Source organism: Candidatus Competibacteraceae bacterium (assembly GCA_016713505.1).
Lineage (GTDB): Bacteria > Pseudomonadota > Gammaproteobacteria > Competibacterales > Competibacteraceae > Competibacter_A.
On record JADJPA010000001.1, the window covers coordinates 2,328,596 to 2,350,887 of the forward strand.

Genomic DNA, 22,292 nt, shown 5'->3' on the forward strand with positions numbered 1-22,292 from the left:
CCGAAAAAGCCGGTGAGTTGAACCGACTATGCATTTTTCAATAGAAAGCTCTCAGCGCCAGCATTCCGCCGCCGGTCTCGACCCGGTAACATTCCGTACTCCTGCCTCAGTCAGAGTGAAGTTACCACAAGGATCGTTGCTTTGCGCGCCGGCCGCAACGGCTCGCAGCGTAAAACTACTTTGGGTAACAGCTTGCAAACCGATGTTGTAAAAAGCCGGTCCTCCTCTGGGAGACATTGTCAGACCGGACCCTGGAAACTGGCCAGCACTGGTGACGAGCGCGCCATTAATATCTTGGTCGTAGCGGAGATTGCTGGTATAAAATCGCTCCATCCATTGCGCTGCCTCTATAAGGACCGCCTTGGCATCCGTCCGTCTGGATCTTCGCACGCTTTCCTCATAGCTGGGATAAGCGATCGCCGCTAGGATAGCGACGATGGCAACCACGATCATCAGTTCGATCAAAGTAAACCCCAACATCCTCGATTTCATGATACGCCCATCCAAATTCGCTCAGATCATCAAAAAATGCCGCACGCGTAACACGGCGCTTGCGGCATAGCTGTCATTTACCCGGCTTTCATCACATTACTGTTGAGGTAATTGCCGCCAGGACTGCCGGCCCACGACTTGAAGTGCGGTATCGAGCGCAGTCGAGCTTGGTTGGCCTGCGCTACCCATGGAGATGATGTAATCTTGCTGGGTTTCCAGATTCTGGATCGGCAGCGGTTCCGATAAAATGTCCACTGAAGGCATGCTGCTGACCGTCGCCTCAACGGTTTCGCCGTCCACCATGATCGTCACCGGTTCCTTCTTGTTTTTAAAGGGTGAAATGTTCAATCGCGACCCGCTGACAGCATCCAGAATAAACTGACTGCTGGTACCGCCGGCTTCGCACAAGCTCGACGAGGGAATCGTCGAGTTGAAAATGATCCGCTTATCGCGCAACCGTCCGCTCGTTATTTGCTTTTCGCCGCGATTGTCGGCGCCATAAATCAGATCCAGATACCAGCCGACATGAGTCGTTGGCGGGGTTCCGGTGGGATTGCTGTTTAGCTCTGAGTGCCAAGCAATTTGCTGGTTGCTCGTCACGTAAAAACCATCGACATTGCCTAAGATTTTCTGTTCCAGCAAGTGAGATCTATCCTGTGGTAACAAACTGCTCGGACTCGGATCACCAGCAATCTCACCCCAACTCCGATCCCAAATTGCATATAGGGTCTGAGTGGGCTGATTGATATTGCTGTTGTCGGTGGATTCGATGTATTTGCCCGTTCCGAAGTACACGAGATAACCTCGATACGGATGGGTGTCGACTTCCGGGCGAACCGTGATCGGTTGCACTTGATTCGCCGCGTTCTTGGCAGTGAATAAAGGCTTGCAACTGTTGCTGGCGGCGCAATTGCTACCGCTGTAAGCGATGGCGGGCGCGTTTCCGCTCAGATCGAACTTCCATAGATTGCCTTGCAGATCGCCGGCATACACCGAGTTGACCGTCTGCGGGTCGATCGGGTTGAAAATAACGGCCGGCGTTGCCAGTCCGTTAGGTTTACTATCGGTCGCGGTCGCGAGACCTTTACCGGTATTGAGTTTGATGGCGGTACCGAGCTTCAAATTCGTCTCTAAAGGGAGAATGTAAAGGGCTGCATTGCCGGTAGTGCTGGCGCTGCCGTCCGCTTCGGTGTTGTTATAACCGTTCCCGAGGAAAACCGCCCAGGTACCGTTAGCCATTTGCCCAATAGTCGGCTTGCTAAAAGTGTAGCCCAGATCGTTATCGCTGTACTCCCATAACACATCATTGGCACTAAAATTGCTCGGATTGGTTACATCCAAAGCAAACACGCTTTGACCACCCCCGCGCAAGGTACCAACCAGTATTTTGCGATTACCAATCATTTTGACCACTGCCGAACCGTCCACGTTAGGCTGGTGACTGTAGTAACGATTAGTCAATCCGCTCAAGCCCTTGAATATGGCCGTAGGAATGTAAGCGAACAGTTCCGCGCCAGTGCTAGCGTTAAAAGCGTGCAACATGCCATCGTTGGCACCGACGTAAACCGTAGGGGTTTCTCCATCTACAAAGAATGGATCGGAGTGGACGATATCGCCCAACATGCTAGAGCGCTCGCGAAAACTATTGGTGTTCAACCAAGCGCTATCCGCCGCTACAACTCCTTTACCGCGAATGAAATCCAAACGCTGCTGGCCCTTCCCATCATTGATACTAGTGGTCGGATTGGTGTTCAGATAGGCTTGTTGGGTGCTGTCGAGCTGGTCCCATTTAAATTCGATACCGGTACCGTCTGGTTTGCGCGTAAAGATTTTGCGGCTGGCGGGCGCCATCATGGCGAAGGCGGAAGTGGGCTTACCGGTATCCCATAAGGGCAGCGCGATATCGAAGGTTCCATCGCCATTGATGGTGATTGCCATCAGTTGCCCCGTCCAGTCACCGCTGTTGAAACGGGCGAGATAGGCCTTGGTGTTGGTGGTATTGGTCACGAATCCTGGGTTAAGCGAAAGCGCCGCCGCTGATCCGACCCGAGCCTGAATGCTGCTCAAGGCTTGCCTGAGACCTTCGACCAGTTCATCAGGACTCCGGGCCGAAATAAAATCGCCGCGACCGTTATAGGCGGCATGCCACATGTCATCGATCTTGGCTGGAGTCGTCGTATTAACGGTGGGATCACCCCAGTTCGTATTTTTCTCCGTGGCGTTTGGCGGATCTCCGTACTTTAATAGAGTAGTATCCAACGGTTCGACAGCCGCCGGCCAGCCGCTATTAGTAGGATATGGCAGTAGACCATCGACTCCGAATCCCACGGCGAAGGTGACCATATGCTGCCACATGTAAGTAGTATCAAAAAGATCCTGTTTGGTTTTCAGCACCTTATTATCAAGCGGGCTCAGATCGGTCCGATAATAATGATAAGCCACATCGGCCACGGTATTACTTTTACCATCGCCGTCTTGATCGCCCATCGAGCTAATATTCTGGTTCCAAAACCCGTCAGTGGTCATCAAGGAAAAATTCTGCTGGCATTGCCCGCCCGCACTTGCCGACAAAATGGGGGTCGGCTTGCCTGACAAGGTATTATTATAATATTGGCCTGTCCGTTCCAAGCCGGCGGGCAATGGCGTGCCACTACCCGTCCACTTAAACCCGTAAAGATTCCTCAGCAAACTAGTGTTTTCAGCGGTATAAGGCGGCTGCGCGGCCGTTGGCATCTGGACAAAAATATTATCTGGCCAAGTACCGTTCCAGTTATTCAAGACACTGACACCGTAGCGAAAATTGGGGAAAGCGTTGATGACTTTACCCAATGCACCCTTGGCGACGAAGGACCGCTTGCGGGAATATTGATACCAGTTGGCGATGTTCTGTTTGACTTGGGCAATGGTACGATCGCCTAACGCCGCTTGAGCGCCGGAGCCAGAGAGCGTGACAGTGGTACCGTCTTGATCGACCAACAGCCGACCTGACCGATAGGTGGTACCATCATAACAGCGCGCGTCATTAGTTCTCGGTGGTGTGGTAGCCTGCGTCGTATTCGCGCAGAAGGTGGTCTTGAATGTCTGTATGTCGATCTGATTGGTGGCGCCTGCTTTGACCGTGTATAGCGTGTAGGTATCCCACAAGTCTACATAACCATTTGCGGTCTGGGTCATATCGATGCTGGTACCACGATTTGGAACACTATTGGTGGCATCAAAACCTTTATCATCATTCCATACCGCATAGCGAAAATCGGTTGCACTCAAATCGCGAGGATAGCGGCAGGTCGTAGTACCCCAAACTGGATTGCTACAAGCATTAGTATAGCTGGCGTCTCCTGTACTACCGGACTCCCAGGGCTCATAAGTTGAGGCGGGGTTATAGTAAAGGACATTGAGAGCTGATGAATAAATTCGCCAATCTCGCAAGCGCTTAGTGTTATTTGGATAGGTGTACTCCAAAATAGTGCTGGCGGCACAAGTTTCGATAACCCCATTATTATTTGCGCCAGCCGTACATGTTGCTGGTGAGTAGATATTATCGCCATTATTATAGTAGTAAGAAAACTTGTTACTTGAGTCGTAATACCATCTTTTTTCCGAAGAAGGAAAATAATTTGTTGGAATAGAATTACCCGCTGTCGCCGCATCTCTATCATAGAAATTAGCGTGCCAATGTTTGATGGTAGTAAATTCCCAATCCATTGAGCCGGAATCATCCAGAGTGATAAACACATTCGGCGGCACTCCTATCGAGCCGATAAACAGCGGGAGTTTGGCAATATCGAGCAGCACCGCGTAAGAAGATGTCGATTGCATCAAACCGCTACTAAACAGCGCGACCGCAATCGCTAATTTATGCCGTCTAATCATGTATGTTTTCATAAAATTCTCCAGATTCAGATCTAATAGATATTCGGGTATCTTCTATTGACATCAAGGCGCCGCGACGTAATACAGCCGGTAAATACCGCTTTGCAGCATGGTGACCGCCGTATTGCTGCCGCCTAAACCCCGCGCGGTAATCCGATAATAGTTGCGCTGGCGGCTAAAAGCGGTTTCATTCCTGACCACGATGCCGTCAGCGGCGCGACTTCTTTTGAAAGCGGCAGCGGCCGGCGTGGTGTCCGTAGGCGCATAAATGTAGGCCTCCATCACGCAACCTGGATTGGCGGACAAACCATCCAAAGTGTTGGCTGGAAGCACCTGGATGTTGTTTGCCGCAGCCCACCAAGCAGCGCCTCGTCCTGCTTCAGCCCACCAAAAGGGCGTGCTGGTGGAGGGCGCATTGGCCGGATTCGGATTAGGATCGAGCCGAAGGTTGGTATTTGGAAAGCCGGCTTGATTCTCGTCTAGACTCCACAACCACACCGCAGGACCCTCCACAACCGGTGTGGCCGGATTATCAATTTGCCATGTTTGATCCAAGGGCCGCGCTTGAGGTGGAGTATTGATCGCGCCCAGATTCAGCGCGGCCACCTGAAATTGATAATCTTGCGTCAAAATATTCTCGCAAAAACGCAAGCCGACTTCGGCTGCCTGGAAAGACAGATTGCTGTCCCGCAAATTGCCGGCCATTTTTTCTTGTAAGGTCGTGCTCTGCATGGCGCTCACCCCGATCAGCGTGATGACGACCAACAGAATCAACCCCACCACCAACGCAGCACCCTTTTGTCGGACCGGCCCGCCCAAAAATGCATAACAACTCTGATTCATTTCCTTTCTCCCGTCACTCAAGGGGCTTGATTACGCACGTTGATCGTCGTGCCCATGACATAACGCATTCGCCGATCAGGAGCAGGATTAGGACCTGCGTTGATGTTAGCGCCGTTGAAAACGATAGTCTGCGGTTGCAGGGTCAATCGATCCTGGTCGGATTGCACCAGCAGCGAAACACGCAAACCAATCACGAGATTCCATTGATTGGCGGGAACCTGGGCAGCAGTCACGTAGGCGGTGGCGCCTCTTAGACGCCCGTTGGCATCGACTCCATTAACCCCCTGGCTCAGGCCGTATTGAATGGTCATGCCCTGCAAACCAGCCACGAGAGGCTGGGCTATGGCGCCGCCGGGATTGTTGTTATCGGTGCAAAGCAGCGCTCGGCCTTGCGGAGGATTGGCGGGTGACAAGCTCAAAGTGATGTCCGCCATCTGATTGGCCGGTATGATCCGGCCCAGACAAGTAGTGACCGATCCATCGTCGGCACCTTGATAGCGAAGCCGTATGGCGTCAGACCCGTTGATAGTGCTACCAGCCACAACCTGACCAGCGGCAAAAATACCGGTGACCCTTGGAAAGCCGCGCGCATTAATGGCCGTGCTCCAAACTGTACCCCCCTTGTCCCACGGATAAGTGATATAACCGCCCATTCGAAAGTAGCGGCTTAACAAGGCCATCGCCATCCGGCCATCTTCCTGCATGCGCGATGCAGCCTGCTGGATTCGAGCCGACTGCTGGGTGCTGATGAAAACCTGAATGACTCCGAGCATCACTACCAGACCCAGCGTCAGGGCCACCATGATCTCGACCAGGGTATAGCCGCTTTGAATGGCGAATCCGGGTCGAGAGTCAACTGAGGGTCGTGGGCTTAAATAAACTCCAAGCATGATCGGTTCGACTCCCTAGTTGAGGGTGGCGATGAAACGTTGGTTGGCACCGCCGCTGCGGTTGTCATCCCACCAAATCTTGATGGCGTAAGTCGTGCCTCCATCGCAGGACGGCGCGGCGGGCGTGCTCGCGGCCGGGAGCTCGACCGGCACGGTATCAAGGCACACCACACCCTGACCGGTCGGTAACAAAGCAGCCAATGATTGCCGCCATTGAGCGACATCAGTTTGAGCCATCTGCGCGGATGTGCATCCAGCAGGGGTTTGGCAGGCCGCAACCACGGTAAGATTCGCAGGATTATCGTAGTTGCCGGCGACAAAACCGGGCCGGTTAGCCCGCATACGGTCGGCGAGTTCCTCGGCCAACAAAGTTGCCTGGGTACGCAGGTAGGCGCTGTGATTGAAACGCAGGCCGTTGACTTGAAGGCTGGCCAAACCCAGCAAACCCACGGACAAAACCACCAACGCCACCAGCACTTCCAGTAGGGTAAAACCGGCGGAGCTTTTGCCAAACGGCTTGTTTGTTTTCGTCATGCTGCTCTCCTTAAGTGACAAACCTGATAACAACGGCTTACGAACAACCCGCATTGGTTGCCGGCACTTGCGTGCTGACCTGCGAGCGCCCTCCCACACCGAGCACCAGCTGGCGCGCCGAATCCGCAAATCCAGCCTTACATAGGGTCAGCGTAGTATTCGCAGGTGTAGCATTTAAAGGGGTGCCATCGACAAGTTGAGCCATACCGGCCGACACATAAGAAACGTAATTGGCCACGCTCGCTCCGCCCAGCATAGTCATGCCGCCCGCTAGTGGGCCGTAAGAGCGGATGACGAGTTCGCCCGCATCGACGGTGGCGTTGCTGTTGGGATCGACGAACACGATCCAGCCTTGCTCGTAACCGCCAACCGCCGTACATCCAGTACCGTTAGCACTTTTGCACAGCGTGACCCGAACGTTGCGCTTGATCGCCTCGGAGCGCGCCAGATGAAGCGCGCCCACTAGCTCGTTGGCCCCCGCTGTCAGCCGGTTGTTGTTGATCGTCGCTTGAAAGCTAGGCACCCCCAACGTCAATACGATGACAGCCACCAGCATGGTCACCACCAATTCGATCAAGGTAAATCCCGTGTTGCTTTTCATGTCTGTTTGCTCACCTCGTTCTCCATCATGCCTCACCGCTACACGATTCCGGGCCTGCCGCCATCGCCATTCACACGTATCGCATGATAGACAATCAAGCCCGTCAAAACTCCCATGGAGGGATAAAAGGTAGTAATTAGCAGATAAATGGGAAGCAGACAGCCGGTAATGTTTAAGCCATGTCACCGCATTGAACGACTATGATGGCTTCTATTAGCACCCTGCCGTCGCGGCGGGTACCATCCGCTCGACGCGCACGCGCCCCCCTCTGCTCAGCACCAACCGTCGCGCCGACGCCAGATACCGAGGCGCGCACAAAGTCACGGTACCAGCCTGGAAACCACCATTGCGCGCTTGACTGGCGCCGACCGGAATAAAGGACACGTAATCGGACACACCAGCGCTTCCGATCAAAGTCAATCCCGCCTCCAGCGGCCCATGAACGCGAATGATGGGCTCAGGATCATTTGTGATGGGACTGTTCCGACAGGTGGTGGGGTCGCGAATCGCATCGCCGTTCGAATCAGCAAACACGATCCAGCCTTGCTGATAGCCACCGTCGACAGTGCAGCAACGGCCATCGGCGCTCTTGCACAATGTGACACGAATGTTGCGCTTGACCGCTTCCGAACGCGCCAGGCCGAGCGCACCCACTAATTGGTTGATCGCGGCGGTCTGGCGATTATCCTGAATCAAAGCCTGAAAGTTCGGCACGCCCACGGTCAGCACGAGCGCCGCTAACGCCAGAGTCACGATCAGCTCCAGCAAGGTAAACCCCTTACGACAATCAAGCCTACACAGACAAGCAGCCATCACGCCCTTTACCTTGAATGAAGCATTCACCTTACTTTTCATATCGCGCCCATAGCCGCGCTCGCACCAGCGCAATAACAACCAGCATAGCTAGCTAGCATCTCAACTATAATGCCCATGTGAGTGATCAATGTTTTTGAAAAAATTGAAACCCTTGCCCAACAGCCCAAACAACCAGCACCGCTTGTCCCTGATCCGTCACCTTATAAAAATCGTCCCATGCTGGATCGATTACCGTTAGAACCCCCCAAGCCACGCACAGAATCCGGTTTCCTGCCAGATTTTTGCGCAAACCAAGTCGTCTTCGGGATGGTTTTGCTGGGCGAACTGTTTGCTCTGATTCTAGCCCTCACTGAAATCGATAACCTCACTGCATTTTGGAATCAGCTGGCATTGGTTTCGCTGTTTGTGCAATGGGTTGCACTAACCGCTGCCGCTGCTTTGTGTTTGTGTAGACGCTGGCTCAACCGGCTTGACACTCCGTTCGCGACCCTGGCTGTACTGAGCTTGATATTACTGATTATTCTGCTGTTTTCACTGTTCGGTGGGTGGTATATGAAACCATCCGCCGATTTAGTCAAAACCTCGATACCACCCGCCATGCTGCTGATTCGCAACCTCGCTATCGGCGGCATCATCACCCTGATCGCATTACGTTATTTTTACATCCAACATCAATGGCAACGCAATGTTGAAGCCGAAGCGCGAGCGCGCTTGCAAGCCTTGCAAGCGCGTATCCACCCGCATTTTCTGTTCAATGCTCTCAATACCATCGCCAGCCTGATTCACAGCCAACCCGACCGGGCCGAACAAGCTGTCCTCGACTTGGCCGACATGTTGCGCTCGGCGCTCTCCTATCAAGAACGTATTACCCTGGAGGCCGAGATCGAACTCACCCGCCGCTATCTCGCGATCGAAAGCCTGCGTTTGGGCGAACGGTTAAAGGTCGATTGGCAACTGGATGAGGACTTACCACTCGGCCTGCCGACCCCTGCCTTGCTGTTGCAGCCCTTGGCCGAGAATGCCATCCACCACGGTATCCAACCGTTACCAGAAGGCGGAACGCTGATCATTCGCATCGAACGACAAGCTCGCGCTTTACGAATCACCGTAGCCAATCCGCGTTCGACTGAAGGTGCGATGGCGAGACCGGGCCACGGCATCGCGCAACAAAATATCCGGCAACGCCTACAATTGGCTTATGAGGCTCCAAATCCTCTAGAAATTACTGAAACACCCAGCTATTACCAGATCGCTTTTTCAATCCCCCTAGAAGCTCCAATGACAACGGTTTTTCGGCAAAAACCCGGCATTTTTGTATAATGTCAATACGTTTGTAGCAAACCAGTCGGTTTGAATGCCAAGAATGAACGTATTAATTGTCGACGATGAGCCACCTGCCCGTGATCGATTACGCGACTTGCTCAATCAGCTTACCGACTATCATTCGTGCGGTGAGGCCAGCAACGGCGTAGAAGCTTTGCGGCTGGCGGAAACTACAGCGCCGGATATCGTCCTACTGGACATTCAGATGCCGGGCGTGGATGGCTTGGAAACCGCGCGACGGCTAGGGACACTCGCCCGGCCTCCTGCCGTAATTTTCGTCACGGCCTACGGCGAACATGCTCTGGAAGCCCTTGATGCCCAAGCGGTGGCTTATTTGCTCAAACCAGTGCGGTTGGAGCGACTGGAACGGGCCTTGGCCAACGCCAGTCGCCTCAATCGCGCCCAGCTGGCGAGCCTGACAACCGGCGACGCGGCAACGGGACGCACTCATCTTCGGGTTCGGCTCGGGTCACGTCTGGAATTGATCCCGTTAAGCGAGGTGTGCTATTTCCAGGCCGATCAAAAATACGTCACGGTCCGCCACCGTAACGGCGAAGCGCTGATCGAAGAGCCGCTGAAAGCCTTGGAAACGGAGTTGGGAGCGCGCGTGATCCGGGTCCATCGCAACGGGCTGGCGATGGCGGCGCGTATTGCCGGTCTGGAGAAAACCGCCGATGGTGGCGTCAATCTGATGTTCGACCTCATCCCTGATCGGCTGGAAGTCAGCCGGCGGCATTTGCCGCTGGTCCGCCAGTTTCTCAAGCAGTGGTAAGCCGCCGGCCAAAACGAGACCAGCGGGCGTTCCGAGCCTTCCATCAACCCGGTGGCCAGCCCAGTTCGCGGCCCGCCAGCAGGTGCATGTGAATGTGAAACACGATCTGGCCGGCGTCGCGGTTGCAGTTGATCACGGTTCGGTAGCCGCTTTCCGCCACGCCCAAATCGACGGCCACCTGCTTGCCGGCCAGATACAACCGACCGACGAGCGATGCGTCCGCCGCCTCCAGATCGTTGAGCGTGGCGATATGCCGCCGAGGAACCAGCAACACGTGCACGGGCGCTTCGGGATTGATGTCGCGGAACGCTAGTACTTCGCCGTCGTCGTAGAGCTTCGCGGCGGGAATCTCGCCGGCGGCGATCTTGCAGAAGAGACAGTCGCTCATCACTATTTGCTCCGGTTTGGGCCTCACAAATCCCGCCGACCCGCGAAGGCGTGCGCCAAGGTGCCGCCGTCCACGTATTCCAGTTCGCCGCCCAGCGGCACGCCGTGGGCGATGCGAGTGGCGCGAATGCCGCGCTCGCGGGCCAGTTCTCCGATATAGTAGGCGGTGGCCTCACCCTCGACGGTCGGGTTGGTGGCGAGAATGATCTCTTGAATCTGACCCTCGTTCAGCCGGGTTTCCAGAACGTCCAATCCCAGTTCGGTCGGACCGATGCCGTCCAGGGGCGATAAATGGCCCATCAGCACGAAATACACGCCTTGAAAACCGGTCGCCTGTTCCACCGCCAGCACGTCGGCGGGGGTTTCGAGCACGCATAACAACGCCTGATTGCGGCGGGGATTAGCGCACAAGGCGCAAAGCTCGGTTTCGCTCAAATCGCGGCAGCGCCGGCAACGGCCGATGCCTTCCAACGCCTCCCGCAAGGACTCAATCAGCCGCCGGGCACCGTCGCGGTCTCGCTCCAACAGGTGTAAAGCCAGCCGTTGCGCGGATTTCGGCCCGACGCCCGGCAAACAGCGCAACGCGGTGATCAGTTGGTTTAATAACGGCGACGCAGCCACAGCACGCCGTCAGAACGGAAGCTTAAAATCGCCCAACATGCCCGGCGGCAACCCCATCCCGGAGGTCAAGCCCGACATTTTATCCTGCACGGTCCGCTCGACTTTATGAACGGCGTCGTTGAACGCGGCCGCCACTAAATCTTCCAGCATGTCCTTGTCATCGCCCACTAGGCTGTCGTCGATTCGAAGCCGTTTGACCTCGTAGCGGCCGGTAATGGTGACGCTGACCAATCCGCCTCCCGCCTCGCCGTCAATTTCCATCGCGGCGATCTCGGTCTGCGCTTTTTGCAGGTTTTCCTGCATCTTTTGCGCCTGCTTCATGATATTGCCCAAACCACCTTTCATCATCTCTCCTCCAATCGCTCCAGTTTCATTTCAATCGTTATTGACCGCCGCAAGCTGCGGATCCGTCAGCCACCGGCATCGTCGAGCGGGCGAACCGCCATGATGCGCGCGCCGAAGATTTCCTGCATGTCCCGCATGTGCGGATCCTCATCGACGCGTTCGGCAGCCGCTTTTTGCCGCTCGTCTTGCTGTTGTTGGCGTTGGATTTCAGGGGTCGCATTGACCTTGCCAAACTGGAACTTTAGATCGATGACACCGCCGAAGTGCTGTTCCAAGGCATTTTTCAAGCGCTCCTTGACATGCGCGTTCAACATCGGCTGAAGGCTGGGCTCCAATTTCAATTCAAAACGACTGCCTTCATGCGCTATCAACTCGCAATTTGACGCCAAGCTCTTTTCCCTGGCGTTCAAATTTAATTGTTTTATCAACGTCTCCCATTCCGAAATCGCTAGTGCGGGCACCGCCGCGAGCGAGGCGGACGGGGTGGATGCCGCCGCGAGCGGCGTGGAAGGCTGAATCGCGCGCCGCGACATGTTGCGAGTTTCAGGCGCGGCTGCCGACGGCTTCGTCTCCAAAGCTGTCGGCCGAAAACACAGCATCCGCAACAGTACCATCTCAAAACCGCCGCGCGGCTCAGGCGCCAACGGCAAATCGCGCCGTCCCAGCAAAGCGATCTGATAAAAGAGCTGGATATCTTCCGGCGACAGCGTTTTAGCCAACCGCGCCAGCGTCTCCGCATCGGCCATCCCATCCGTGGGTGCGGCATCAGGTACGGCCTGGACCAGCGCCACCTGTTGCAGCAACGACAGCAAGTCGGCTAGCACCGTTGCGTAATCGGGCGCGGCTTCGTCCAGTTCCGCCACCCGTTGTAGGAGCACCGCGGCATCGTTAACCGCCAGCGCTTCCAGCAAGCTCACCACCCAGCGCCGGTCGATATCACCCAGCATGACGGCGGCCGCGCTCCGCTCCACTCGGCCCGCGCCGAACGCGATGGCCTGATCCAACAAGCCTAACGCATCGCGCATACTGCCATCGCCGGCGCGAGCGATCAGCCGCAACGCCTCTGCTTCGCATGGAATCTCTTCATCCGCCAACACCTTGGCGAGATAAGCGGCGATCAGCGCCGCCGGCAGCCGTTTGAGGCTGAATTGCAGACAGCGCGACAGAACGGTGACCGGCAGCTTCTGGGGATCGGTGGTCGCCAGCAGGAATTTCACATGCGGCGGCGGTTCTTCCAGCGTCTTCAACAGCGCGTTGAAGCTGTGGGTGGACAGCATGTGCACCTCGTCGATCAGGTACACCTTGAAACGGCCCCGGCTGGGTGCGTACTGCACGTTTTCCAACAGATCGCGAGTGTCCTCGACCTTGGTGCGGGACGCGGCGTCCACTTCGATTAAGTCCACGAACCGGCCACCGTCGATTTCCCGGCAAGCGCCGCATTTACCGCAGGGCGTGGAAGAGATGCCCGTTTCGCAATTCAACGACTTGGCGAAAATTCGGGCGATGGTGGTCTTGCCCACCCCGCGGGTGCCGGTGAATAAGAAAGCATGATGCAAGCGCTGGCGGTCGAGGGCGTTGGTCAGGGCGCGGACTACGTGCTCCTGGCCGACCAGTTCATGAAAGGTTCGGGGCCGCCATTTGCGGGCCAAAACCTGATAGCTCATGCACCGGCCCGCCGCGTTGAAAGAGCGACTCGCGCTCGGCTGGATAAGGAAAGTTGGAAACAAAAACAGCGGGGCATCGATGAAGGTTCCGCTTGGTGTGAAGCACTGGGTGTTTTGGAAAGGGTGGCGGCCCCTACCAGCCACACCCCGGCGCCCGAGGCCACTGCTGCCGCTGCTCCCTTCCGGGCCTGACGGGGTTCACAGCTTGTCGTCGCGGGGGGACCGATACGGGCCACCATTGAAACCGATTGAAGGAGCGTTCGGCGCCTCGCGGAAAATCGGCGGGAGAGGCGGTTAAAGAGTCCAAGGCAGTCGCTGCTTGACTCCGCCACCGGAGACCGTCAGTGATCCTGGAAAACCCGACTTCGGTTCACCCCGCCGTTCGGTGGCTTCATGATAGTTGATCAGGCCATGAGGTGTCGATAGAGGGGCACCGCAGGATCAGCGCTGCATCCAACCTGACTTTTGCTCGGAAGGCGGCGGGCTACCGTCAGCGTTAAGGTACTGCATGACGGCTCCCACCAGGATAGCCAATAGCACGGCGATGGCGATATATCTCATGGTTCGATTGTCGCTTCAATTTTCGATGGGTCGCCTATTTTTTGATGCCTTTGAAAGGGCATCAAAAAACCCGCGCTTGGCGGGTTCTCAGATCCGCAGCGGACGGCTACGGAAGACTTTTTGGCGGAGAGAGAGGGATTCGAACCCTCGTTAGAGTCACCCCTAAACAGCATTTCCAGTGCTGCGCCTTCGACCGCTCGGCCATCTCTCCAAACTGTCTTGATTTCTCCTACCACAAGGCGGCTAAGACTACCCGAATCGGCCGCGCTGAAGCAAGAACGCCTCGAACCGCCGCTTCCCGCCTCAGTTCAGCCCCTTCATGCTCAAACGGACGCGGCCCTGCTTGTCGATCTCCAGCACCTTGACCTTGACGGTATCGCCCACCGCCAACTTATCGCTGACGCTTTGCACGCGCTCGTCGCAAATCTGCGAGATGTGCACCATGCCGTCGCGACCGGGCAGAATCGCCACGAACGCGCCGAAATCCATGATACGGACCACCTTACCCTCATAGATCTGACCTACTTCGACATCGGCGGTGATCTGCTCGATGCGGCGGCGCGCTTCGTCGCCGGCCTCCTTGTCCACCGCGGCGATCTTGATGGTGCCGTCGTCGGCGATGTCGATGGTGGTGCCGGTTTCTTCGGTGATGGCGCGGATGGTCACGCCGCCCTTGCCGATCACGTCGCGAATCTTTTCGGGGTTGATGCGCAAGGTGGTGAAACGCGGCGCGTGCTGGGACAGCTCACCGCGCGACTGGGTGATGACTTCGGCCATCTTGCCCAAGATGTGCAAGCGGCCTTCACGGGCCTGCGCCAGCGCCCGCTCCATGATGTCGCGGGTGATGCCGTCGATCTTGATGTCCATTTGCAAAGCGGTGACGCCGGTGGTGGTGCCCGCCACCTTGAAATCCATATCGCCCAGATGATCTTCGTCGCCGATGATGTCGGTCAGCACCGCAAAGCGGTCGGCTTCCTTGATCAGGCCCATGGCGATGCCGGCCACCGGGGCCTTGATCGGCACGCCGGCATCCATCAGCGACAAACTGGCGCCGCAGACCGAGGCCATCGAACTGGAGCCGTTGGATTCGGTGATTTCCGAGACCACCCGCACCGTGTAAGGAAACGCGGCAGGTTCCGGCATCACCGCCTGCACGCCGCGTTTGGCCAACCGCCCGTGACCGACTTCCCGGCGCTTGGGGCTACCGACCATGCCGGTTTCGCCGACCGAGTACGGCGGGAAATTGTAGTGAAACAGAAACGGCTGGCGGTACTCGCCCTCGATGGCGTCGATGATCTGGGCGTCCTTGTCGGTGCCGAGCGTGGTCACCACCAGGGCCTGCGTTTCGCCGCGCGTGAACAGCGCCGAACCATGGGTGCGCGGCAGCACGCCCACCCGAACCGTGATCGGCCGCACCGTGCGCGTGTCGCGGCCGTCGATGCGGGGCTGCTCCGACAGGATGCGGCCCCGCACCAAGCTCTTTTCCAACGCCGAGAAGGCGTTGCCGATAGCCGATGCCGGCCAGCGTCCGGGTTCCTGCTCGTTCAGGCGCGCGGTCAGTTGGTTCTGGACCTCGTGCACCCGCTGCTGGCGAGCCAGTTTCTCAGGAATTTTATAGGCTTCTAGCAGCTCGGCCTCGGCGGCGGCGCGCACCGCGCCGGCCAGCGCCTCATCGTCAGCCGGCGGCTGCCAGTTCCAGGGCTGGACGCCAGCTTCCGCCACCAATTCCTTGATGGCGCGAATGGCGACCTGCATCTGTTCGTGGCCGAACATCACCGCGCCCAGCATGACCTCCTCGGACAACTGCTCGGCCTCGGATTCGACCATCAACACCGCGCGCTCGGTGCCGGCCACCACCAAATCCAATTGCGAGCTTTTCAACTCGCGACGGGTAGGGTTCAGCAGGTATTGACCGTCGAGATAGCCGACCCGCGCCGCTCCGATCGGGCCTTGAAACGGCACGCCTGACAACGCCACCGCCGCCGAAGCGCCAAGCAGCGCCGGAATCTCTGGATCGACCTGGCTGTTGAGAGAAACCAGGGTGGCGACGATCTGGGAATCGTTGGTGAAACCGTGCGGAAACAACGGCCGCAACGGCCGGTCGATCAGCCGGGCGGTCAAGGTCTCGCTTTCGGAGGGGCGGCCCTCGCGCCGGAAAAAGCCGCCCGGAATCCGGCCCGCCGCATAGCTGCGCTCCTGATAATCCACGCGCAGCGGGAGAAAATCCCGGCCCTCCTCGGTGTCCTGGGCGGCCACCATGGTGACCAGCACCACGGTATCGGCCATGTTCACCAGCACCGCACCGCTGGCCTGCCGGGCAATTTCGCCGGTTTCCAAGGTTACCGTATGCTGACCGTACTGAAATGTCTTCTTGATAGGCGTCACGAAAGCGTCCTTTGCAACGAAAGACCGACGATAAAAGGCGAAAGGCTCAGCGGCGCAGGCCGAGGCGACCGATAAGCTCCTGATAGCGCTGTAGATCCTTTTTCTTGAGATAATCCAGTAGCTTGCGGCGCTGGTTGACCATTTTCAGCAGTCCGCGCCGCGAATGATGGTCTTTCTTGTGATCGCCGAAATGCGACTGCAAGCCGTTGATGCGATTGGTCAGCAACGCAACCTGCACTTCCGGCGAACCCGTATCGCCGGGGCCGCGCTGGTATCCCTGCACGACTTGGGCCTTTAGTTCGGTAGTGAGCGGCATCGAATAAAACTCTCCAATTCAGATTCAAACAAGTCATAAAGTTAAATGATGAATGGTAACCGCACTGAGAACAATCAACAAGCAAGCCCATCGCTCATCTCAAGCGTCCCGACATTTCACCAAGCGGCGCGGCGCGACCCGGCCGTCGTCAAGAATCTCGCCGATCCCCAGAAACCGCTGTTCTCCCTCGTATAAACGCACCCAGCCCTGAGCGGGCGCGCGCGGCACCAGCACCGCCTGACCTTGTCGCAGGTAAAAGGCGGAATCGCCCGCAACCCGAATCGCCGGCCAGTGGGCCACGGTGCTGTCCAACGGCAACAGCCAGCAATCCAACGCCGTCGGCCCTTCCCGTTCGGCGCACTCGCGCAGCGCCTCTAGCGCTATCATTCGCGCGGCGTCATACGGCTCCACCGCAATCCGCCGCAAGGCCGAAACATGCCCGCCGCATCCCAGCGCCGCGCCGAGATCGGCCGCCAGCGTCCGCACGTAGGTTCCCTTGGAGCAGCGCAGCTCGCATTCCAGCTCCTCGGCATCCTGGCGCAACAAGCGCAATTCATGGACGGTGACCTCGCGCGGCGCCCGCTCGACCTCGATGCCCCGGCGCGCCAGCTTGTAGAGCGGCTGGCCGTCGCGTTTCACCGCCGAATACATCGGCGGGATCTGCTGGATCGGTCCGACGAACTGGCGCAACGCGGCGTCGATCCGCGCGCGGTCCAACGAGCCGACCGGCCGGCTGGCGATGATCTCGCCTTCGGCATCGCCGGTGGTGGTGGTGACGCCCAACCGACAGGTGAACCGGTAGGTCTTATCCGCATTCAGCAACAAGCCGGACAGTTTGGTCGCCTCGCCCAGGCAAATCGGCAACAGGCCGCTGGCCAACGGGTCGAGGCTGCCGGTATGGCCCGCTTTCTTGGCCTGATACAACCGCTTGACCGTTTGCAACGCAGCGTTGGAGGTCAGACCGACCGGCTTGTCCAACAACAGCACGCCGTCGACCGAACGACGGATACGCTCCGTCACGCGGGGTCCTCTGAAGCCGCTGGATCGGTGGCCGCGTCTGAACCGTCGTGATGCCGGCCCGCATCGGCGGCCACCGCCGCGTCGATCAACGCCGACAGCCGCGCGCCGTGCTCCACCACCTCATCGTAGCGAAACTCCAGTTTCGGCACGGTGCGAATGCGCATCCGCCGGCCCAGTTCCCGCCGCAACAGCGGCGCGGCGTGGTTCAAATCGGCCACCCGTTCGGCGCGTTCGGCCGGATCGCCCATCAGCGTAACGTAAATTCGGGCATGAGCCAGATCGCGGCTCACCTCGACGCTGGTCATGGAAATCAAGGTCAACCGCGGGTCGCGCAGTTCGTCGCGGATCAGCTCGGCCAGCTCGCGCCGGATTTGCTCGCCGATCCGCCGGGTGCGGGGAAATGCTTTCATGCTCGTTCCATCCGAGGCAAAAACTGGCGCTAGAGCGTGCGCTCCACCTGCACCCGCTCGAAGACCTCGATGTGATCGCCTTCGTGGATATCGTTGTAATTGCGCACGCCCATGCCGCACTCCATGCCGGCGCGCACCTCGCCCACATCGTCCTTGAAGCGACGCAACGAATCCAAAGCGCCTTCGAAGATCACTACGTTATGGCGCAGCACCCGAATCGGGTTGTTGCGGCGGACGGTCCCCTCGACCACCATGCAACCGGCCACCACGCCGAACTTGGGCGAGCGGAACACCTGCCGGACCTCGGCCAAACCGATGATTTCCTCCTTGAATTCGGGTTTGAGCATCCCCACCATCGCCCGTTTCACATCGTCGATGAGTTCGTAGATGACGCTGTAATAGTGCAGCTTGAGTCCTTCCTCCTCGGCCAGCTTCTTGGCGAGGCTGTCGGCGCGCACGTTGAAGCCGATGATGATGGCTTTGGCGTTGCGGGCCAAGTTGACATCCGATTCGTTGATGCCGCCGACCCCGCTGGCGATGATCTTGACCTGCACCTCCTCGGTGGACAGGCGCGCCAAGGCATCGACGATGGCTTCGGTGGAGCCTTGCACGTCGGCCTTGAGCACCACGTTCAGCACGTTGACTTGGCCGGCTTCGAACTGTTTGGAAATGTCATCCAGGCTGATGGCGGGCTTCCTGGCCTGCTCCTCGCGCGCCTTGTTCTGCCGGAACAAGGCGATTTCGCGCGCCTTGCGTTCGTCGGCGACCACCACCAGCTCGTCGCCGGCCCGCGGCGCCCCGGACAGACCGAGCACCTCGACTGGAATCGAGGGCCCGGCCTCGCCGACGTTCTGGCCGGTCTCGTCGAGCATGGCGCGCACCCGGCCGTATTCGAGGCCGCTCAAGACCATATCGCCCTTGCGCAAGGTGCCGCCGTGCACCAAGACCGTCGCCACCGGACCACGGCCCTTATCCAACCGCGACTCGATCACCACGCCTTTGGCGGCGCCTTCGACCGGCGCTTTCAGCTCCAGCACCTCGGCCTGCACCAGGATCTGATCCAGCAAATCATCCACGCCGGCACCGGATTTGGCCGATACGTAGGTAAACAGCGTATCGCCCCCCCATTCTTCCGAGATGACGCCCTGCGCCGACAACTCGCTCTTGACGCGCTCTGGATCGGCGCTGGACTTATCCATCTTGTTGACCGCCACCACCACCGGCACGGCCGCGGCGCGGGCGTGCTGGATCGCTTCCACGGTTTGCGGCATCACGCCGTCATCGGCCGCCACCACCAGCACCACCACATCGGTGGCCTTGGCCCCGCGCGCGCGCATGGCGGTGAAGGCGGCGTGACCGGGCGTGTCGAGAAAGGTGATCACGCCTTTGGGCGTGCGCACGTGATAGGCGCCGATGTGCTGGGTAATCCCCCCAGCCTCGCCAGCGGCCACCCGCGTGCGGCGAATGTAGTCGAGCAGCGAGGTCTTGCCGTGGTCCACATGGCCCATGATCGTCACTACCGGCGGTCGCGGCAGCGCTTCTCCACGGTTGGTCTCGGCGGCCAGCTCCTCTTCCAGGGCGTTTTCCTTCAACAGCTTATAGGAGTGGCCCATTTCAGACACGGCGAGCGCGGCGGTATCTTGATCGATCATCTGGTTGATGGTGACCATCAACCCCATCTTCAGAAAAGCCTTGATGACCTCGGTCGCCTTGACCGACATCTTCTGCGCCAGATCGGCGACGCTGATCGTTTCAGGAATGATCACCTCGCGCACCATCGGCGCGGTGGGTTTGGCGAAGCTGTGGCGCGGCGCCAGCGCCGACGCGGGAGTCTTGCCGCCCTTGCCTTTTTTAGGCTTGCGCCGGTCCGCCTTATCCAAAATCTGCTGCACGTCGCCACGCCGCTGCGGCGCAAACCGCTCGTCGTCCTGCCCTTCTTCCCGGCGCGGCGCCGAGGCATTCGCAATACCAGGGATGTCGCCACGCGGTTTGCCCGCAGCCCGAGGGGGTTCGGCACGCTTCTTTCCCACCTTGGTTTCGAGGATGGGTCCAGACTGCTTTTTGGTTCTGGCGGCGGCGGCGGATGCTCCGGCCTCGACAGGGCGCTGGAGGGTCTGGGGACTTGCTGAACCTGCATCGGGCGCGCGATAGGTCGGGCTTTCAACCGGCTGAGCGTCCACGAGCGGTTCCACCGACGGGCGATCGCGCCGTTCGGCTTGAGGCTCGACAACGGCCTCGGGCCGGCGACGGGCGCGCTCTTCTTCAAGCTGACGCGCGTGTTCTTCCGCCTCAAGCTGGAGACGACGGGCCTCTTCCTCGGCTTGCAGCCGGCGGGCTTCTTCCTCGATCCGATGCGTTGCTTCCTGCTGTTCGTGAAGCGCCGGTGCTTCCAGCGGGCTCTGGTCCAACGCGATCTCGTCGTGACGGCGCTCCTCGCCGGCCTCATCCGAGCTCGCGACCGGCGCAACGGCTGGCTCCTCAAGCTCACGCAGGCGGGGTGCTCCTTCTTCCATCAGGCTGCGCTTGACATAGGTACGCTTCTTGCGCACCTCGATGCTGACGGTCTTGACCTGACCGGCCATGCCGCCCGACATTTTAATTTCGCTGTGGGTCTTGCGCTTGAGCGTGATCTTCCTGGGCTCCGCCGCGCCTTGCACTAACCGACTCCCATGACTTTTCCGCAGGTGCGCCAGCAAATCCACTTTCTGTTTTTCCGTGATCGTGGCGTCCACCCCGACAACCGCGATCCCGGCTTCGGTAAATTGCTCCAAAAGGCGATCCACCGGTATCCCCACATCCGTCGCAAACTGCTTGACCGTTACTTGCGTCATTTACCACCCCCAGGACGAGCCGGTCCTACCGTTCGTTCTTCGAAAACCAAGGCGCCCGCGCCGTCATGATCAATTTCGCTGCTCGCTCGTCATCCAGTCCCGCAATCTCATTGAGATCGTCGACCGAAAGTTCGGCCAAATCGTCCATCGTTGCAATGCCACGGCTTGCCAACAAAAAAGCCAACTCTTCGTCCATTCCTTCCATCCGCAATAAATCTTCGGCCGGAGGCGTGCTGCTGAACTGCTCTTCCGCGGCGATCGCCCGCGTCAGCAGCACGTCGCGCGCCCGCCCCCGCAACTCTTCCACGATCTCTTCATCGAATTCCGCGATCTCCAGCATCTCATGCGCCGGCACGTAGGCCACCTCATCCAAACCCGCAAAACCTTCGCGCACCAAAATCCCGGCAATCTCGTCGTCCACGCCCAGCTGCTCCACGAACATGTGCTGCAAGGCTTCGTCTTCCTGGCCGCGCTTGGCCTGAGACTGGGCCTTGGTCATCACGTTCAAGGTCCAACCGGTGAGCCGGCTGGCCAGTTGCACGTTTTGGCCGCCTTTCCCGATGGCCTGAGCCAGCTGCTTTTCATCGGAGACGATGATATCCATGCCGTGGGTATCCTCGTCGACGATGATGGAATCGACCTCCGCCGGCGCCATGGCGTTCATGACGAAACGGATCGGATCGTCGTCCCATTGCACGATATCGATGCGTTCGCCGCTCAATTCGTTGGTCACGCTTTGCACCCGCGCGCCGCGCATGCCCACGCAGGCCCCCACCGGATCGATGCGGGCATCCTTGCTCTTGACGGCGATCTTGGCGCGCGAACCAGGATCGCGGGCCGCGCCTTTGATTTCGATGATGCCCTGGTTGATTTCGGGCACCTCCAAGGTGAACAGGGCGATCAAAAATTCCGGCGCCACCCGACTGATGAAGAGCTGGGGGCCGCGACTCTCGATGCGGACATCCTTGAGATAGCCCCGCACTCGCTCGCCGTTGCGAAACGACTCGCGAGGATTGAGGTCTTCGCGCGCGATCTTGGCCTCGACGTTGCCGCCGACGTCGATGATCACATCGCCGCGCTCCAGCCGCTTGACCATGCCGCTGATCAGTTCGCCTTTCCGGTGCAGGTAAGCTTCCACAATCTGCGCGCGCTCGGCGTCTCGCACTTTCTGGACGATCACCTGCTTGGCGGTCTGGGCGGCGATGCGACCGCCGAAATCGGCGTTTTCCAAGAGACTTTCGATGTAGCCGCCGATTTCGACATCCGCTTGGATGCCGCGCGCCTCGGCCAAAATCACTTGCCGGTCCGGACTCTCGATCTGCGCGCCGTCGGCCACCACCTGCCAGCGCCGGAAGGTCTCATAATTGCCCGTTCGCCGGTTGATGACCACCCGCACGTCGGGATCGCCCTCATAGCGCTTTTTCGCGGCCGAAGCCAACGCCAGCTCCAAGGCGCCGAAAATGATTTCCTTGCCGACTCCTTTTTCATTGGAGACGGCGTCCACCACCAGCAGGATCTCCTTGTTGCCTTCTTTGCTGTCTTTGCTGTCTTTGCTGTCTTTGCTGTCTTTAACGCGCATGTCGTTCTGCCTCCTAGCCGGATCCCGCC

19 protein-coding genes, 1 tRNA gene and 1 other RNA gene are annotated in these 22,292 nt (G+C 58.5%); 2 read left to right on the forward strand and 19 right to left on the reverse strand.

All coding sequences use genetic code 11. The features are described 5' to 3' along the window. Positions 1 to 51: 51 nt before the first annotated feature. From IPK09_10595 to IPK09_10625, 7 genes are all read right to left on the reverse strand, one after another. Entirely contained in the window at positions 52 to 492 is a 441-nt protein-coding gene (locus tag IPK09_10595; GenBank protein ID MBK7984064.1) for a type IV pilin protein, read from the reverse strand. Positions 493 to 588: 96 nt separating this feature from the next. After that, positions 589 to 4,377 (reverse strand): hypothetical protein, encoded by a 3,789-nt coding sequence (locus tag IPK09_10600; protein ID MBK7984065.1) that lies wholly within the window; start codon positions 4,375 to 4,377, stop codon positions 589 to 591. A gap of 51 nt (positions 4,378 to 4,428) precedes the next feature. After that, positions 4,429 to 5,208: a hypothetical protein gene (locus IPK09_10605; GenBank protein MBK7984066.1), complete on the reverse strand. Its 780-nt coding sequence runs from the start codon at positions 5,206 to 5,208 to the stop codon at positions 4,429 to 4,431. Between the two features lie 17 nt (positions 5,209 to 5,225). Further along, entirely contained in the window at positions 5,226 to 6,098 is an 873-nt protein-coding gene (locus IPK09_10610; GenBank protein ID MBK7984067.1) for a PilW family protein, read from the reverse strand. Positions 6,099 to 6,113: 15 nt separating this feature from the next. Continuing rightward, on the reverse strand, positions 6,114 to 6,632 hold the full coding sequence (gene pilV / locus IPK09_10615; protein ID MBK7984068.1) for a type IV pilus modification protein PilV: 519 nt from the start codon (positions 6,630 to 6,632) through the stop codon (positions 6,114 to 6,116). Between the two features lie 37 nt (positions 6,633 to 6,669). Then, a complete protein-coding gene (locus IPK09_10620; protein ID MBK7984069.1) occupies positions 6,670 to 7,233 on the reverse strand; it encodes a GspH/FimT family pseudopilin in 564 nt (187 codons plus the stop codon). 213 nt (positions 7,234 to 7,446) lie between these two features. Beyond that, entirely contained in the window at positions 7,447 to 8,001 is a 555-nt protein-coding gene (locus IPK09_10625) for a GspH/FimT family pseudopilin (protein ID MBK7984070.1), read from the reverse strand. Positions 8,002 to 8,169: 168 nt separating this feature from the next. Here IPK09_10625 and IPK09_10630 point away from each other — a divergent pair, with 168 nt between their 5' ends. Together IPK09_10630 and IPK09_10635 are read left to right on the forward strand one after the other, a co-directional pair. Further along, entirely contained in the window at positions 8,170 to 9,369 is a 1,200-nt protein-coding gene (locus IPK09_10630; protein ID MBK7984071.1) for a histidine kinase, read from the forward strand. A 43-nt stretch (positions 9,370 to 9,412) separates the two neighbouring features. Continuing rightward, positions 9,413 to 10,144, forward strand: coding sequence for a response regulator transcription factor (locus IPK09_10635; GenBank protein MBK7984072.1), 732 nt, complete (start codon positions 9,413 to 9,415; stop codon positions 10,142 to 10,144). A 43-nt stretch (positions 10,145 to 10,187) separates the two neighbouring features. On the opposite strand, the gene IPK09_10640 is transcribed toward IPK09_10635, so the two are convergent. From IPK09_10640 to nusA, 12 genes are all read right to left on the reverse strand, one after another. After that, positions 10,188 to 10,532 carry a histidine triad nucleotide-binding protein gene (locus tag IPK09_10640; protein ID MBK7984073.1) on the reverse strand — a complete coding sequence of 115 codons (345 nt, stop codon included), beginning with the start codon at positions 10,530 to 10,532 and terminating at the stop codon, positions 10,188 to 10,190. 23 nt (positions 10,533 to 10,555) lie between these two features. Then, entirely contained in the window at positions 10,556 to 11,152 is a 597-nt protein-coding gene (recR, locus tag IPK09_10645) for a recombination protein RecR (GenBank protein ID MBK7984074.1), read from the reverse strand. Positions 11,153 to 11,161: 9 nt separating this feature from the next. Further along, positions 11,162 to 11,500: a YbaB/EbfC family nucleoid-associated protein gene (locus tag IPK09_10650; protein ID MBK7984075.1), complete on the reverse strand. Its 339-nt coding sequence runs from the start codon at positions 11,498 to 11,500 to the stop codon at positions 11,162 to 11,164. A 62-nt stretch (positions 11,501 to 11,562) separates the two neighbouring features. Continuing rightward, positions 11,563 to 13,161 (reverse strand): DNA polymerase III subunit gamma/tau, encoded by a 1,599-nt coding sequence (gene dnaX, locus IPK09_10655; protein MBK7984076.1) that lies wholly within the window; start codon positions 13,159 to 13,161, stop codon positions 11,563 to 11,565. Positions 13,162 to 13,292: 131 nt separating this feature from the next. Further along, positions 13,293 to 13,389, reverse strand: an RNA gene (gene ffs / locus IPK09_10660) — signal recognition particle sRNA small type. A gap of 454 nt (positions 13,390 to 13,843) precedes the next feature. Continuing rightward, positions 13,844 to 13,933 (reverse strand) — tRNA-Ser (locus IPK09_10665). Positions 13,934 to 14,025: 92 nt separating this feature from the next. Then, on the reverse strand, positions 14,026 to 16,107 hold the full coding sequence (pnp, locus tag IPK09_10670) for a polyribonucleotide nucleotidyltransferase (protein ID MBK7984077.1): 2,082 nt from the start codon (positions 16,105 to 16,107) through the stop codon (positions 14,026 to 14,028). A gap of 46 nt (positions 16,108 to 16,153) precedes the next feature. After that, a complete protein-coding gene (rpsO, locus tag IPK09_10675) occupies positions 16,154 to 16,423 on the reverse strand; it encodes a 30S ribosomal protein S15 (protein ID MBK7984078.1) in 270 nt (89 codons plus the stop codon). 99 nt (positions 16,424 to 16,522) lie between these two features. Next, positions 16,523 to 17,443, reverse strand: coding sequence for a tRNA pseudouridine(55) synthase TruB (truB, locus tag IPK09_10680; protein ID MBK7984079.1), 921 nt, complete (start codon positions 17,441 to 17,443; stop codon positions 16,523 to 16,525). Further along, a complete protein-coding gene (gene rbfA, locus IPK09_10685; protein MBK7984080.1) occupies positions 17,440 to 17,853 on the reverse strand; it encodes a 30S ribosome-binding factor RbfA in 414 nt (137 codons plus the stop codon). The genes truB and rbfA overlap by 4 nt, the downstream gene beginning before the upstream one ends. Before the next feature lie 29 nt (positions 17,854 to 17,882). Continuing rightward, complete coding sequence (infB, locus tag IPK09_10690; GenBank protein ID MBK7984081.1) at positions 17,883 to 20,684, reverse strand: translation initiation factor IF-2; 2,802 nt, start codon at positions 20,682 to 20,684, stop codon at positions 17,883 to 17,885. Between the two features lie 25 nt (positions 20,685 to 20,709). Beyond that, positions 20,710 to 22,263, reverse strand: a complete 1,554-nt coding sequence (gene nusA / locus IPK09_10695; protein ID MBK7984082.1) for a transcription termination/antitermination protein NusA — start codon at positions 22,261 to 22,263, stop codon at positions 20,710 to 20,712. Between the last annotated feature and the right edge of the window lie 29 nt (positions 22,264 to 22,292).